The organism is Pseudoxanthomonas sp. GM95, assembly GCF_900109775.1.
In the GTDB taxonomy this organism is placed as follows: Bacteria; Pseudomonadota; Gammaproteobacteria; order Xanthomonadales; family Xanthomonadaceae; genus Pseudoxanthomonas_A.
Genome location: NZ_FOAX01000004.1, coordinates 263,216 through 277,171 on the forward strand (window position 1 = coordinate 263,216; position 13,956 = coordinate 277,171).

Sequence of the window (13,956 nt, forward strand, 5' to 3'; positions counted from 1 at the left end):
GGGCGCTGCTTTTCAGCCGCGCCGCGCCTCCCACACGGTCCCCCGCATGTTCTTTCGCAACCTGACGCTGTTCCGCTTCCCCACTTCGCTGGATTTTTCCGAACTCGACGCTCAGGTGGCGACCGCCCCGCTCAAGCCGGTCGGCCCGCTGGAGATGAACTCGCGCGGCTTCATCAATCCCTTCAGCCGCAGCGAGGACGTGGCCACCCACCGGGTGGAAGACGCGATCTGGGTGAGCGTCGGCGGCGAGGACAAGATCCTGCCCGGTGCGGTGGTCAACGACCTGCTGACCCGCAAACTGGACGAAATCGAAGCCAAGGAAGGGCGCCGCCCCGGCGGCAAGACCCGCAAGCGGCTCAAGGACGACCTGCTGCACGAGCTGCTGCCGCGCGCCTTCGTCAAACCCTCGCGCATCGACGCGCTGCTGGACCTCAAGTGCGGCTTCATTGCCGTGGACGCCTCATCGCGCAAGAGCGCAGAGAACGTCGTGTCCGAGCTGCGCGGCGTCATGGGCAGCTTCCCCGCGATGCCGATCAACGCCGAGGTCGCGCCGCGCTCCATCCTCACCGGCTGGATCGCCGGCGAGCCCCTGCCCGAAGGCATCAGCCTGGGCGAAGAATGCGAGATGAAGGACCCCATCGACGGCGGCGCGGTGGTCAAGTGCCAGCACCAGGAACTGCGCTGCGAGGAAATCGACAAGCACCTGGAAGCCGGCAAGCAGGTCACCAAGCTGGCACTGATCCTGGACGACCACATCTCCTTCGTCCTGGGCGACGACCTGATCGTGCGCAAGCTCAAGTTCCTGGAAGGCGCCGTGGACGAACTGGAAAACAGCCAGGGCGACGACCTGCGCGCCGAACTCGACGCCCGCTTCGTCCTGATGAGCGCCGAAGTGCGCCGCCTGTTCGTGATCCTCGAAGGCGCGCTGAAGCTGAGCAAGGTCGAGTAAGCGCGCGCCGCGTGCGGGGCTGTCAAACGACAGTCCCATGCGCTTCCGTACAATGCCGGCATGTTGCTGCGCCGGCTCATCGCCAAACCGACCCGCAGTGTCGAACGCGACACCGTGCTGGTGCCTGCCGAAGATGGCAGTGCGCCGATCGTGGTGCAGCGCGTACGCGATCCGCGGGCGCGTCGCATCCGCCTGAGCGTGGACGAGCGCGGCGCGCGCCTGACCCTGCCACTGCGCGCAAGCCTGATTGCCGGCGACCGCTTCCTGGAACTGCATCGCGACTGGCTGCACGAACAGCTGGCGCGCAGCGCGGTGCCCGACTCGGTGCAACCGCTGCAGCCGGGCATCACCGCGACGCTGCCCCTGCGCGGCCAGGCCGTGCCGTTGCACTGGCAGCCCGGGCGCTACACGCGCCTGCAGCTGGAAGACGATGGCCTGCACCTGCAATGGCCCGAGCGGGCGAGCGCAGCGATGCTGTCGCGTGCGCTGCGCGAGTTCTACGAAGCGCAGGGCCGCGCCGACATCGGCCGCTGGATGCCGCGCCACCTGGCCGGCCTGCCGCGCGCGCCGGGGCGGATCCGTTTCAAGCTGATGTCTTCGCAGTGGGGCTCACTGAGCCCGGATGGCTCGATGGCGCTGGACCTGTCGCTGGTACTGGCCCGGCCGAGCGCGTTCAAATACGTGCTGGTCCACGAGCTGTGCCATCTGGCCCAGCCGAACCATTCGGCCGCGTTCTGGCATGAGGTGGAGCAGCGCTTCCCCGACTGGCGCGCCGAGCGGGCGTACTTCCACGAGGAAGGCCGCGTGCTGAAGGCACAGCTGCGGGCGCTTCTGCAAAGCTGATTGCTTTCACTCCTGCCACGAGCTGCAACGGCTCAGTCTTCGCCGAGGAACCCGCCGATCACGCCGGCCACCGCGGCCGCGTTGTCCATGTGCAGGTGGTGGCTGCCGGGCAGGATGAAGGTCCGCCCATTGCGCAGGCGTGCGGCGCGCTCGCTGCGCAGCGGCTCGGGGAAATACGGCTGCGCCTGTTCGGCCAGGATCACCTGCGCCGGGCAATCGATGGCGTCGACGATCGCATCGACCTGCGCATGCGTGGCGCGATACAGCGAGGGCAGCGTCAGGCGCTGATCGGTACTCCACACCCAGCCGTTGTCCAGCCCGCGCACGCCGCGTTCGACCAGCAGGCGGGCGCTGGCTTCGGTCAGGCCGTTGACCTGCATGCGGGCGCGGATCGGCGCGGCCAACGACGGAAACACGCGCAGCCCGCGCCGCGACTTGGCGCGTGCGGCGCCCATCGCATCGCGCATGCGCTCGGGCGCCTGCGCCGGGTCTTCGCCCAAGCCGCCCAGCGCTTCGATGCACACCAATCGACGCACGCGCTGCGGGCAGGCGGCGGCGGTCAAACTCGAAATCGCCGCGCCCATCGAATGCCCGAGCAGCGCAAAACGCTCCCAGCCCAGCGCGTCGGCGGCATCCAGCACCGCGTTGATCGCCACGTACGGCGAATACTCCGCACCCGGACCCAGGTGCGCGCTGCGGCCGTGGCCGGGCAGATCCAGCGCCACGATCTCCAGCGGCTGCGGCAACAGGCCCAGCAGCGGCAGCCAGCTGGCGGCGTTGTCCAGCCAGCCGTGCAGCGCGATCACCTTGGGGCCTTGCGGATCGCCACCGCGCAGCGCGTGCAACTCGCCCAGCGCTGCGGGCAGGACGCATTCGGTCAGCTGCATCAGCGCATCGATCCCAGCTGACGCTCCAGCATCGCGACCAGGGCGCGTGCGTGATCGGTGGTGTCGTTGAGGCAGGGGATATAGCGCAGCGTGCCGCCGTCGTGGGCGAAGCCCTCGGCGAATTGCATGCCCACTTCCTCCAGCGTTTCCAGGCAATCCACCGCGAACCCCGGACAGACCACGTCCACCATGCGCAGGCCGCGCGCGGCCATCGCCTTGAGTTCGACATCGGTGGCCGGCTCCAGCCAGCGCTCCTTGCCGAAGCGCGACTGGTAGGTAAGCGTCCAGTCGCCTTCGCCCAGGCCCAGCGCCTGCGCGATCAGCGCGGCACTGCGCTCGCAGCGCTGCGGATACGGGTCGCCGTTGTTGGCCACGCGCTGCGGCAGGCCGTGGAAGGAAAACAGCAGGTGTTCGCCGCTGCCGTTGGCCTGGCGCCACTGCGCGATCGAGGCGGCGACGGCGGCGATCCAGTCCGGGTCTTCGGCGTAATCCTCGACCGAAACCGCCTGCGGCAGTTCTGCAGTCACCACGTCCTGCACCGAGGCGGTGGTAGTGGTCGAATACTGCGGATACAGCGGCAGCACGCGCACCGGCATGCCTTCGCCCTTGAGCCGCTGCAGCAGCGCGCGCAGCGCCGGCTGGCCGTAGCGCATCGCCGGCAGCACCCGCCACTGCGGCAGCAAGGTTTGCAGCTGTGCGGCCAAACCCGTGGTGTAGACCGCCAGCGGCGAGCCGCCGTCCAGCCAGACCTTGGCGTATTTCTCCGCCGATTTCGGGCTGCGCAGCGGCAGGATCACCCCGCGCAGCAGCGGCTTCCAAATCCAGCCGGGGATCGAGACCACGCGCGGATCGCTGAGGAATTCATCCAGGTAGCGGCGCACGGCCGGCGCGGTCGGCGCCTCGGGCGTGCCCAGGTTGACCAGCACCAGGGTGCCTGCGATGGCGGCGGAAGGCGGTTCGTGCGCGGACACATCGCGCGCAGCGGGAAGGACGGGGGGCATGTGCGTCATGATGACAGATGCCCTTGCCGCGGCGGGCCCAACTCATGGCCGATTCACCCTGCCATGACTAGGCTCGCGCCGTTGCATGGCGGGCGATGTCATCGCCGCGCACATCGGTTACAACGCCTCATTCCTCCACGGAGTCGACCTGCATGTCCCTGTCCCGTTTCGCACCGCGCCGCGGTCTGGCCCGCCTGGGCATCCTGATGCTGGCCAGCCTGGCCGCCACGCAGGCCTTCGCCGGGACCGAGGAAGACGAGCGCGCCGCCAATGCCACGCGCGTGCTGGCCGATATCCAGCGCATCCCCGAGGAGTCCATCCCCGAGAAACTGCTGGACGAAGGCCGCGCGATCATCGTCATCCCCGACTCGCTCAAGGTCGGCCTGGTGTTCGGCGGCCGCAGCGGCCACGGCCTGATGTCGGTCAAGAACCCCGACGGCACCTGGTCGCAGCCGGTGTTCGTCAAGCTCACCGGCGGCAGCATCGGCTTCCAGGCCGGCGTGCAGTCCTCGGACATCATCCTGGTGTTCCGCAACGACCGCTCGCTCAACAACATCGTCAACGGCAAGTTCACCCTCGGCGCCGATGCCGGCGTGGCCGCTGGTCCGGTCGGCCGCAACGCTTCGGCCGCCACCGATGGCCAGCTGAAGGCCGAGATCTGGTCGTGGTCGCGCGCGCGCGGCCTGTTCGCGGGCATCGCGCTGGACGGCGCGGTCCTGTCGATCGACAAGGACGCCAACGCCAACGCCTACGGCGCGACCGCCACGCCGCGCGCGATCTTCGAAAGCCGCGCCGGCCGCCCGACCGCGCAGGTGGTCTCTTTCCGCGACGAGCTGGAAGAAGCCACCGCCAATGCCCGCGCCAACCGCGGCACCGACGCGCGCGGCACCGTCACCACCGGCACGCCCAGCGCGCCGCCGCCGGTCGAAGCCCCGCGTCCGGGCGCCGAAACCGCGCCGATCGGCGGCCAGCCGGCCACCACGCAGCCGGCGCCGCAGCAGGGTTTCCAGCCGGTGGGCGAAGGTGAAGTCCGCACCGAACAGCTGAACTGACGGCTTTGTCGTCGTGTTTCTGCGCCTGCAGCACATGATGACCGACGCCACTGCTGTGCAGCTGCGGTATCCTCAACCCTCACTTTTTCCATCGAGTCCATCATGGGCGGCTTAAGCATCTGGCACTGGATCATCGTTCTGGCCATCGTTCTGCTGGTGTTCGGCACCAAGCGGCTGACCAGCGGCGCCAAGGACCTCGGCAGCGCGGTGAAGGAATTCAAGAAGGGCATGCGTGACGAAGACAAGCCGGTTGCCCGGCTGTCCGACGAAGCGCGCGGCGCCGAGGAAGCGGCCGCCAAGGAACGCGAGCGCGAACGCAGCGGCGACGCCCGCTGATCGCGAGGCAGGTCGTGTCGTCGTCTTTTGCGCCCGCCTGACGGGCGCCTGCTGCCATGTTTGATGTCGGCTTCCCCGAACTGATCGTCATTGCGATCGTCGCTTTGGTCGTGCTCGGTCCCGAGCGCCTGCCCAAGGCCGCACGCTTCGCAGGCCTGTGGGTGCGCCGCGCGCGCAACCAGTGGGATTCGGTCAAGAGCGAGCTGGAGCGCGAACTGGCCGCCGACGAGCTCAAGCGCAACCTGCACGACGCGCAGGAAGCGTTGCGCCGCACTGACGAAGCCATGCGCCGCAGTCACAACGAGGCCCAGCGCGAGTTCAACGAGGTGCGCGACGAAGTCCGCAGCACGAAGGCCGACGACACCGCCACCGATGTCGCCGCGGCCGCCGCGCCGGACGCGGGCGTGACGCCGCAGGCCGACGCCGCCGCATCGGCCGAAGCCGCGCCGGCCCCACGCAAAGAGCCGGGCGATGACCGACCACACGCCTGACCACGAGGCCGAAAGCAGCCTGATGGAGCACCTGATCGAGCTGCGCACGCGGCTGATCCGGGGCATCGCGGGCGTGGCGATCGTGCTGGTGGTGGCGGTGCCGTTCGCCAAGCGCCTGTTCGATCATCTCGCGATGCCGCTGCTGGCGGCGCTGCCAACGGACCAGGCGCAGAAGATGATCGCAGCCGACCCGACCTCAGGCTTCTTCGCGCCGATCAAGCTGGCCTTTTACCTGTCGCTGTTTGTGGCCTCGCCCTGGCTGATCTACCAGGCGTGGTCGTTCGTCGCACCGGGCCTGTACAAGCACGAGAAGCGCCTGGCGGTGCCGCTGCTGGTGTCCTCGATCCTGCTGTTCTTCGCCGGCTGTGCGTTCGCGTATTTTGCGGTGCTGCCGGCGGTGTTCCATGCGCTGACCGTGTTCACCCCGGACGTGGTGACGCTGGCGCCGGACCCGGCCAAGTACCTGGATTTTGTGGCCGTGATCTTCCTGGCGTTCGGAGTGAGCTTCGAGCTGCCGGTGGCGATGGTGATCGTGGTGGCGCTGGGCCTGGTGACGCCGGCGCAGCTCAAGGAATCGCGCGGCTACGCCATCGTCGGCGTGTTCGTGATCGCTGCGGTGATCACCCCGCCGGACGTGGTCTCGCAGCTGATGCTGGCCCTGCCGATGTGCTTGCTCTACGAGCTGGGCATCATTGCCTGCCGCTGGGTCATCCCGCGCAAACGCGCCGAGGCGTGAGCCTCGCCTTGCTGGTGTGTGGGCGCCGCTTCAGCGGCGATGTGGCTTTACCGGAAGAGTAGCGTCGCCGCTGAAGCAGCTCCCGCAACAGCGCAGCAGCAAGCGCGAGTGCGTGGGATGGATGCGTCCAGCGGCATCGCAAATCTGGACGTCGGAATCAGCGCCACGGCCGATGCCAGCACCAACGAAAACGGCCCGCTTGCGCGGGCCGTTGCTGCATTGAGCGATCAAACCTCTGCCAATCAGGCGGCGAAGGTGCCCGGGCTGCTCGGCGGCGGCGGCGGGGCGGCGGATTCACCGGTCGCCGAACCCTGCGCATGGCCCAGCAGCTGGCGCCAAGCGCTGGTCACGCAGCCGCCCAGCAGCGGCAGCATCACGCCCATCAACAGCACGTTGGTCAGCAGCACGCCCAGGCCCTGCCCGGCCACCATCGACACGGCCAGGCCCAGCAGCTGCACGATCACCATCAGCGGCACCAACACGATGAACAGCAGCAGGTAGAACACCACCACCGCCGGCAGGTTGTGCAGGCAGGCGCGCAGGCTGTTGGACATTGCTTCGCCGCCCTTGCGACCGGCAAAGGTCACGTCCGGCACCGCCACGAACACCAGCAGGCTGGCCACCAGCGCACCGACGATCAGCAGCAGCAGCCACAGCAGCAGGCGTCCGGCCGGCAGCTGGGCGACCAGCGCCGGATCGGGCTGGCCGCCGCTGGCGGCCTGTTCTTCCAGGTGGGCGATGACGGTCTGCAGCTGCTGCACGCCTTCGCTGCCCAGCAGCGCCATCAGCAGCAGGCCGGCGAACAGCGCCAGCATCACCTGCGGCAGCAGGGTCGCCACCAGGCTCGGCACGTGGCCGGTGCGGAACCCGCCGAACAGGTCGCCCAGGCGCACCGGCTGGGCGGCCGCGGCCTTGCGCACCGCGCCCAGCACACCGGCGAACAGCACCGGCGAGGCCAGCCCCAGCAGCAGCTGCAGGAACAGCCCCGGCACGGTGGCCAGCAGCATCAGCTGGGTGGCCAGCAGCGACAGCAGCGCCCACAGCGCGCCCAGCATGCCCAGCTGCAGCGGCGCCTGGCGCAGCGTGGCCAGTCCGTCCAGCAGCCATTGCGCGCCGGCGCTGGCCGGCACCTTGTTGATCATCGACATCGAAGAAATCCGGAAAAAACCTGCGGGGGAAGCTCTTGGACCAACCGCGGGGCGGTCAGTTCAGCGCGCACGCGCCTGGCGGGCGTGACGCACGAATCGGCGCAACAGTGTGCGCGCCTGCGGGGCGGCCGTCACCTCGCGATTGATCTGAACCGGGCACTGGCCGGTGCTGCGCAGATGCTCGGCCCGGGCGGCCACGTAGCCGCGCATGTGGTGGGTGGCAAATTCCGGGTGGAACTGCATCCCCCAGGCACGCTCGCCCCAGCGGAAGGCCTGGCAGTCGTCGCGCTGCGAGCGGGCCAGCACGGTCGCCCCTTCCGGCGCGCGCAGCACGGTCTGGACGTGGCTGGTGTGGGCCACGAAATCGCCCGGCAGGTGGGCAAACAGCGGGTCCTCGAACGCCGGCGGGTGCAAATCGATCCGCACCGTGCCCGATTCGCGCCCGGCCGGGTTGTAAGCCACCTCGCCGCCCAGGGCATGGGCCAGCAGCTGGTGGCCGTAGCAGATGCCCAACAACGACTCGCCTTCGTGGGCGGCCTCGCGTAGCCAGCCGGCGGCGTGTTCGCTCCAGTCAGCGCGGTCGGTGACCATGGCCGAGGAGCCGGAGACGATGATCCCGGCAAAGCCGGCGCGCTCGGGCAGCGCATCGCCGCGCTCGACGTTGGCGACGACGGTTTCGTGGGCTTCAAGCCCGGCGGCGACGCGGATCCAGTGCGAAAAACCGCCGTGGCGCTTCAGCGAGCGCAGTGGCTGGCCGGTTTCAACGATCAAAAATGGGGCGTTCATTCCCGTGGGGGCAGGACCGAGACAACTTCCTCGATTGTCGTCAGACCACGCGCCACCATGTCAAGGCCCGCGTCGCGCAGGGTGCGCATGCCCTGAATGCGCGCCGCGCGGGTGAACGCGGCCAGATCCATGTCGGCGCGGATCATCGCGCGCAGCTGCGGGGTCATCGGCATCAGCTCGTAAAGGCCGACGCGGCCCATGTAGCCGGTGCGCCGGCATTCCAGGCAGCCGACCGGGCCATGCGGGTTGGCGTCTTCGGGCACGCGACGGCCGGTTTCCAGCAGGATCTCCCAGGCATGCGGCGGCACCGCGGTGGGCGCCTTGCAGTGCGGGCACAGGGTGCGCACCAAGCGCTGGGCCAGCACGCCAGTCAGGGTCGAGGCGACCAGGTAATGGGCCACGCCCAGGTCCAGCAGGCGGGTAATGGCCGAGGGCGCGTCGTTGGTGTGCAGCGTGGACAGCACCAGGTGGCCGGTGAGCGAGGCCTGGACTGCCATCTGCGCGGTTTCCAGGTCGCGGATCTCGCCGATCATGATGATGTCCGGATCCTGGCGCAGCAGCGTGCGCACGCCGGAGGCGAAGTCCAGGTCGATGTTGGTCTGGACCTGCATCTGGTTGAACTCCGGCGAGATCATCTCGATCGGGTCCTCGACGCTGCACACGTTCACATCGGCCGTGGCCAGCTTGCGCAGGGTCGAATACAGCGTGGTGGTCTTGCCCGAACCAGTCGGCCCGGTGACCAGCACGATGCCGTGCGGCTGCTCGACCAGGCCGTTCCAGCCGGCTGCTTCGGTCGGGCTGAAGCCCAGCTCGGAGATCGGCTTGAACGCCGTATCCGGGTCGAAGATGCGCATCACGCACTTCTCGCCGAAGGCGGTCGGCATGGTCGACAGGCGCATTTCCACCTCGCGCCCGCCCGGCGAACGGGTCTTGATGCGGCCGTCCTGCGGGCGCCGGCGCTCGGCCAGGTCCATGCGGCCGAGCACCTTGATGCGGCTGACCACCGCGGTCATCACCGGCGGCGGCAGTTCGAACACCTTGTGCAGCACACCGTCGATGCGGAAGCGGATGCGGCCCAGCTCGCGGCGCGGCTCCAGGTGGATATCGGAGGCGCGCTGCTCGTAGGCGTACTGCAGCATCCAGTCTACGATCTGCACCACGTGGTGATCGTCTGCGCCCACTTCACCGCTGCTGCCCAAATCCACCAGCTGCTCGAAGCTGGGCATGGCGGTGTTCTGCTCGCGGTCGCGCATGTCCTTGGCGCCGCGCACCGAGCGCGTCACGCCGAAGAACTCCATCGTGTAGCGATGCAGGTCCAGCGGGTTGATCAGGACCAGCTCGATATTGCGCCGGGTCAGATGGGTCAGGTCCGGCTTCCAGGCGGTATCCAGCGGCTCGCTGGTGGCGATCAGCACCCGGTCAGGCTCGACGGCGATGGGCAGGATCCGGTGCCGGCGCGCATAGGCCTGGCTGACCACCGCGGTGACCTCGGCCACGTCGACCCGGGTCGGGTCGATGCGCAGGTAGCGCACGCCCACGCGCTTGGCCAGCCATTCGGTCAGGCGCTCCAGGCTGAGTTCGCCGCCGCGGGCATCGGCCAGTTTGAGGTTGGCCAGCAGCACCAGCGGATGGACCTCGCTGGCGCTGCGCGCGCCAGCGGCCGACATCTGGATGCGGCCCTTGTCGGCCTCGGCCACCAGTCCATCGGCCAGCAACGCGCGGGTGACCTGGGCGAAGTCCAGCCGGCCCGAGCCCAGCACGGTGGAATCGGGAGAGAAATCGGCCTTGCGCTGCTGCTCCATCAAAAGATCCCGGCCCCTGGCAACGGCTTGTGCGGCCAAGGTGGCCGCAGCACGCCCGTATACTAGCCCACCCCTTTTTCCGCCCTTCGCCGCATGACTGCCACGACGGCCACACCCATCACATTCCAGCGCCTGACCTTCCAAGGTTTGATCCAGACGCTCAACCAGTACTGGGCCGACCAGGGCTGCGTGCTGATCCAGCCGCTGGACCTGGAAGTCGGCGCCGGCACCTTCCACCCGGCGACCTTCCTGCGCGCGCTGGGCCCGGAGCCGTGGAACGCGGCCTACGTGCAGCCCTCGCGCCGTCCCACCGACGGCCGCTACGGCGACAACCCCAACCGCCTGCAGCGCTACTACCAGTACCAGGTGGCGATGAAGCCCAACCCGGACAATATCCAGCAGCTGTACCTGGATTCGCTCAAGGCGCTTGGCATCGATCCGCTGGTGCACGATCTGCGCTTTGTCGAGGACAACTGGGAATCGCCGACGCTCGGCGCCTGGGGCCTGGGCTGGGAAGTCTGGTTGAACGGCATGGAAGTCACCCAGTTCACCTACTTCCAGCAGGCCGGCGGCATCGAGTGCAAGCCGGTGCTGGGCGAGATCACCTACGGCCTCGAACGCCTGTGCATGTACCTGCAGGACTGCGACAACGTCTATGACCTGGTCTGGACCTACGGCCCGGACGGCACGCCGGTGACCTACGGCGACGTCTACCACCAGAACGAAGTCGAGCAGAGCACCTACAACTTCGAATACGCCGACGTGGCCGAGCTGTTCCACCGCTTCGACGCCTGCGAGAAGGAAGCCCAGACCCTGGTCGAAGCCGGCCTGCCGCTGCCCGCCTACGAGCAGGTCACCAAGGCCAGCCACAGCTTCAACCTGCTCGACGCGCGCCGCGCGATCAGCGTGACCGAGCGCCAGCGCTACATCCTGCGCGTACGGGCGCTGGCCCAGGCCGTGGCCAAGGCCTATTACGCCCAGCGCGAGAAGCTCGGCTTCCCGGGCCTCAAGCGCAACAAGACCGGGGAAGCAGCGTGATCCTGATCGGCATGTTCGATTCACCGTTCGTGCGCCGCGTTGCGGTGAGCATGGCGGCGCTCGGCCTGCCGTTCGACCATCGCAACTGGTCCACCGGCCGCGATGCGCAGCAGATCCGCGCCTACAACCCGCTGGGCCGCGTGCCGACCCTGGTGCTGGACGATGACGCGGTGCTGTTCGAATCGTCGGCGGTGCTCGACCACCTGGACGAAACCGTCGGTGCGCAGCGCGCGCTGCTGCCCGCCAGCGGTGCCGCGCGACGCGAGGCATTGCAACTGATCGCACTGGCCACCGGTGCGGCCGACAAGGCCGTGGCGATGGTCTACGAGCGCGTGTACCGCCCCGAAGACAAGCGCCATGGCCCATGGCTGGACCGCTGCCGCGTGCAGATCGACAGCGCGCTGACCGCGCTGGAGCTGCACTGCATCGCGCGCCAGGGCCAGGACTGGCTGCTTGGCGATCGCATGACGCAGGCCGATATCACCCTGGCCTGCTGCTGCACCTTCACCGCCGACGCGGTGCCGTTCGATCTTTCCCCCTACCCGGCGCTGGCCGCGCGCGTGGCGCGCTACGAAGCCCTGCCGGTGTTCCAGCAATTCCACGTGGCCTTCGACGCGCCCACGACCTAACGCGGATTTCTTCATGGATTCACAGACGCAACCCCTCCTGATCGAACTGGGCACCGAAGAGCTGCCGGTCAAGGCGCTGCCGGGCCTGGCCGATGCGCTGTTCGATGGCATCAAGGCCGGGCTGGAAAAGCGCGGCGTGGCCGTCGATGCCACTGACGCGCGGCCGCTGTTCACCCCGCGCCGCCTGGCGGTGCTGCTGCCGGGCGTGTCGACCGAGCAGCCCGAGCAGGCCAGCGAAGTGTTCGGCCCCTACGTCAACATCGCGCTCGATGCCGATGGCCAGCCGACCAAGGCGCTGAGCGGTTTCGCCGCCAAGGCCGGCGTGGAGTGGACGCAGCTTGAACGCGCCACCGATGCCAAGGGCGAGCGCTTCGTGCTGCGCGCCACCAAGCCAGGCGCGCGCACCGCCGACCTGCTGCCGGAGGTGATCGCCGAAGCCATCGCCGCGATGCCGATCCCCAAGCCGATGCGCTGGGGCGACCACGACTACGCTTTCGCCCGTCCGGTGCAGTGGCTGGTGGTACTGCTGGGCGATGCGGTGATCGAGATGCCGCTGATGGGCATCACCTCCGACCGCATGAGCCGCGGCCATCGCTTCGAACACGACAAGCCGGTGTGGATCGGCACGCCGGGCGACTACATCGACGCACTGGCCGCCGCGCGCGTGCTGGTCGATCCGCAGGCGCGCCGCGCGCGCATCGTCGAACAGGTGCAGGCCGCCGCGCGCAGCGTGGACGGCGATGCCCGCGTCACCGACGACAACCTGGAACAGGTCGTCTGCCTGACCGAGTGGCCCAACGCGATCGCCTGCAGCTTCGAGGCCGACTTCCTGGCGGTGCCGCAGGAAGCGCTGATCGAGACGATGGAGATCAACCAGAAGTTCTTCCCGGTGCTGCGCGACGGCAAGCTGACCGAGCATTTCATCGGCATCGCCAATATCGAATCGCGCGATCCGGCCCAGGTGCGCGCTGGCTACGAGCGTGTGATCCGTCCGCGCTTTGCCGATGCCAAGTTCTTCTTCGACGAGGACCTCAAGCAGGGCCTGGTGTCGATGGGCGATGGCCTCAAGACGGTCACCTACCAGGCCAAGCTGGGCAGCGTCGCCGACAAGGTCGCGCGCGTGGCGGCGCTGGCCGAGGTGATCGCGACGCAGGTCGGCGCCGATGCAGGCGCCGCGCGCCGCGCCGCGCAGCTGGCCAAGAACGACCTGCAGTCGCGCATGGTCGGCGAGTTCCCCGAACTGCAGGGCATCGCCGGTCGCCACTACGCGGTTGCCGCGGGCGAACCGTCCGAGGTTGCGCTGGCCATCGACGAGAGCTACCAGCCGCGCTTCGCTGGTGACGACATCGCGCTGTCGCCGCTGGGCAAGGTGCTGGCCATTGCCGAACGCCTGGACACGCTGGCCGGCGGCTTTGCCGCGGGTCTGAAGCCGACCGGCAACAAGGACCCGTTTGCGCTGCGGCGTAATGCGCTGGGGCTGGCGCGGACGATCATTGAGAGTGGGTTTGATCTGGATATCAAGTGGCTTGCTTGGCTTGCCGGAGTGCTTGCTCAGAGCGCGATGAAGACAGGTGCGTCGCAAGCGCTTCTCAGCGACATCCAGAATTTGACCGCACGCGCTGAGGCTTCTGGTGTCGCTGTCTCTCGTGATATCACCGAGCTCTTCGCAGATAAGCAAGTCAGCGCCGAAGCTGCTGAATCCGGCGACGCGCTCTACGACTTCATCCTTGACCGCCTGCGCGGCTACTACGCCGACAAGGGCGTGACCACCGTGCAGTTCAACGCCGTGGCCGAACTCAAGCCCGCGTCGCTGTACGACTTCGACCGTCGCATCGAGGCCATCGGCAACTTTGCCGCACTGCCCGAGGCCGCGACGCTGGCCGCGGCCAACAAGCGCATCGGCAACATCCTCAAGAAGGCCGAGGCCGAGGGCTTCAAGATCCCCGACCACATCAACCGTGGCCTGATCGAGCATCCGGCCGAGGCCGCGCTGGCCGAAGCGGTCGAAGCGGCCATCGGCGACACCGACACCGCCCTGCACCAGCACGATTACGTCCAGGTGCTCTCGCGCCTGGCGCTGGTGCGCGAGGCCGTGGATATGTTCTTCGACGGGGTGATGGTCAACGCCGAGGACGCGGCCGTGCGGGCCAACCGCCTGGCGCTACTGCAGCGCCTGCATGGCCGTTTCGGCGCGGTGGCCGACATCGCGCAGCTGTCGGCGTGACAAAGCCGGGCGCCTGCGCGCGCCCTCGTCATGA

The 13,956-nt window shown here is 68.5% G+C and carries 14 protein-coding genes; 9 read left to right on the top strand and 5 right to left on the bottom strand.

Translation table 11 applies throughout. From position 1 onward, the window contains the following. Positions 1-46 precede the first annotated feature (46 nt). Positions 47-949, top strand: a complete 903-nt coding sequence (locus tag BMZ17_RS19135; protein WP_093143384.1) for a recombination-associated protein RdgC — start codon at positions 47-49, stop codon at positions 947-949. A 60-nt stretch (positions 950-1,009) separates the two neighbouring features. Next, entirely contained in the window at positions 1,010-1,792 is a 783-nt protein-coding gene (locus BMZ17_RS19140; RefSeq protein WP_093143389.1) for a M48 family metallopeptidase, read from the top strand. Positions 1,793-1,824: 32 nt separating this feature from the next. On the opposite strand, the gene BMZ17_RS19145 is transcribed toward BMZ17_RS19140, so the two are convergent. Both BMZ17_RS19145 and hemH read right to left on the bottom strand, forming a co-directional pair. Beyond that, the gene (locus tag BMZ17_RS19145) at positions 1,825-2,679 is read right to left on the bottom strand and encodes an alpha/beta fold hydrolase (protein WP_093143393.1); all 855 of its coding nucleotides are present in this window, start codon (positions 2,677-2,679) and stop codon (positions 1,825-1,827) included. Continuing rightward, entirely contained in the window at positions 2,679-3,680 is a 1,002-nt protein-coding gene (gene hemH / locus BMZ17_RS19150; protein ID WP_175485681.1) for a ferrochelatase, read from the bottom strand. Before hemH ends, BMZ17_RS19145 begins: the two co-directional genes overlap by 1 nt. A gap of 152 nt (positions 3,681-3,832) precedes the next feature. Here hemH and BMZ17_RS19155 point away from each other — a divergent pair, with 152 nt between their 5' ends. The 4 genes from BMZ17_RS19155 (at position 3,833) to tatC (ending at position 6,295) form a co-directional block, all read left to right on the top strand. Next, positions 3,833-4,732, top strand: coding sequence for a lipid-binding SYLF domain-containing protein (locus BMZ17_RS19155; protein ID WP_093143403.1), 900 nt, complete (start codon positions 3,833-3,835; stop codon positions 4,730-4,732). Between the two features lie 102 nt (positions 4,733-4,834). Next, complete coding sequence (gene tatA, locus BMZ17_RS19160; RefSeq protein WP_093143409.1) at positions 4,835-5,068, top strand: Sec-independent protein translocase subunit TatA; 234 nt, start codon at positions 4,835-4,837, stop codon at positions 5,066-5,068. 56 nt (positions 5,069-5,124) lie between these two features. Then, positions 5,125-5,559, top strand: a complete 435-nt coding sequence (tatB, locus tag BMZ17_RS19165) for a Sec-independent protein translocase protein TatB (RefSeq protein ID WP_093143412.1) — start codon at positions 5,125-5,127, stop codon at positions 5,557-5,559. Continuing rightward, positions 5,540-6,295, top strand: coding sequence for a twin-arginine translocase subunit TatC (gene tatC, locus BMZ17_RS19170; protein ID WP_093143415.1), 756 nt, complete (start codon positions 5,540-5,542; stop codon positions 6,293-6,295). Before tatB ends, tatC begins: the two co-directional genes overlap by 20 nt. A gap of 242 nt (positions 6,296-6,537) precedes the next feature. Here tatC and BMZ17_RS19175 read toward each other — a convergent pair whose 3' ends face one another. From BMZ17_RS19175 to BMZ17_RS19185, 3 genes are read right to left on the bottom strand one after another with little or no spacing between them, the layout of a single operon-like run. Further along, on the bottom strand, positions 6,538-7,443 hold the full coding sequence (locus BMZ17_RS19175; RefSeq protein WP_093143419.1) for a BPSS1780 family membrane protein: 906 nt from the start codon (positions 7,441-7,443) through the stop codon (positions 6,538-6,540). 60 nt (positions 7,444-7,503) lie between these two features. Further along, a complete protein-coding gene (locus BMZ17_RS19180; protein WP_093143423.1) occupies positions 7,504-8,229 on the bottom strand; it encodes a glutamine amidotransferase in 726 nt (241 codons plus the stop codon). After that, a complete protein-coding gene (locus BMZ17_RS19185; protein ID WP_093143428.1) occupies positions 8,226-10,031 on the bottom strand; it encodes a GspE/PulE family protein in 1,806 nt (601 codons plus the stop codon). The genes BMZ17_RS19180 and BMZ17_RS19185 overlap by 4 nt, the downstream gene beginning before the upstream one ends. Positions 10,032-10,124: 93 nt before the next feature. Between BMZ17_RS19185 and glyQ the strand changes: the two genes are divergently transcribed. Genes glyQ through glyS form a run of 3 tightly spaced genes read left to right on the top strand, consistent with a single transcriptional unit; the run spans position 10,125 to position 13,922 of the window. Then, positions 10,125-11,069, top strand: a complete 945-nt coding sequence (glyQ, locus tag BMZ17_RS19190; RefSeq protein WP_093143431.1) for a glycine--tRNA ligase subunit alpha — start codon at positions 10,125-10,127, stop codon at positions 11,067-11,069. Next, the gene (locus BMZ17_RS19195) at positions 11,066-11,698 is read left to right on the top strand and encodes a glutathione S-transferase family protein (protein ID WP_093143435.1); all 633 of its coding nucleotides are present in this window, start codon (positions 11,066-11,068) and stop codon (positions 11,696-11,698) included. Before glyQ ends, BMZ17_RS19195 begins: the two co-directional genes overlap by 4 nt. Before the next feature lie 13 nt (positions 11,699-11,711). Continuing rightward, positions 11,712-13,922, top strand: a complete 2,211-nt coding sequence (glyS, locus tag BMZ17_RS19200; protein WP_093143445.1) for a glycine--tRNA ligase subunit beta — start codon at positions 11,712-11,714, stop codon at positions 13,920-13,922. The last annotated feature ends 34 nt before the right edge of the window (positions 13,923-13,956 follow it).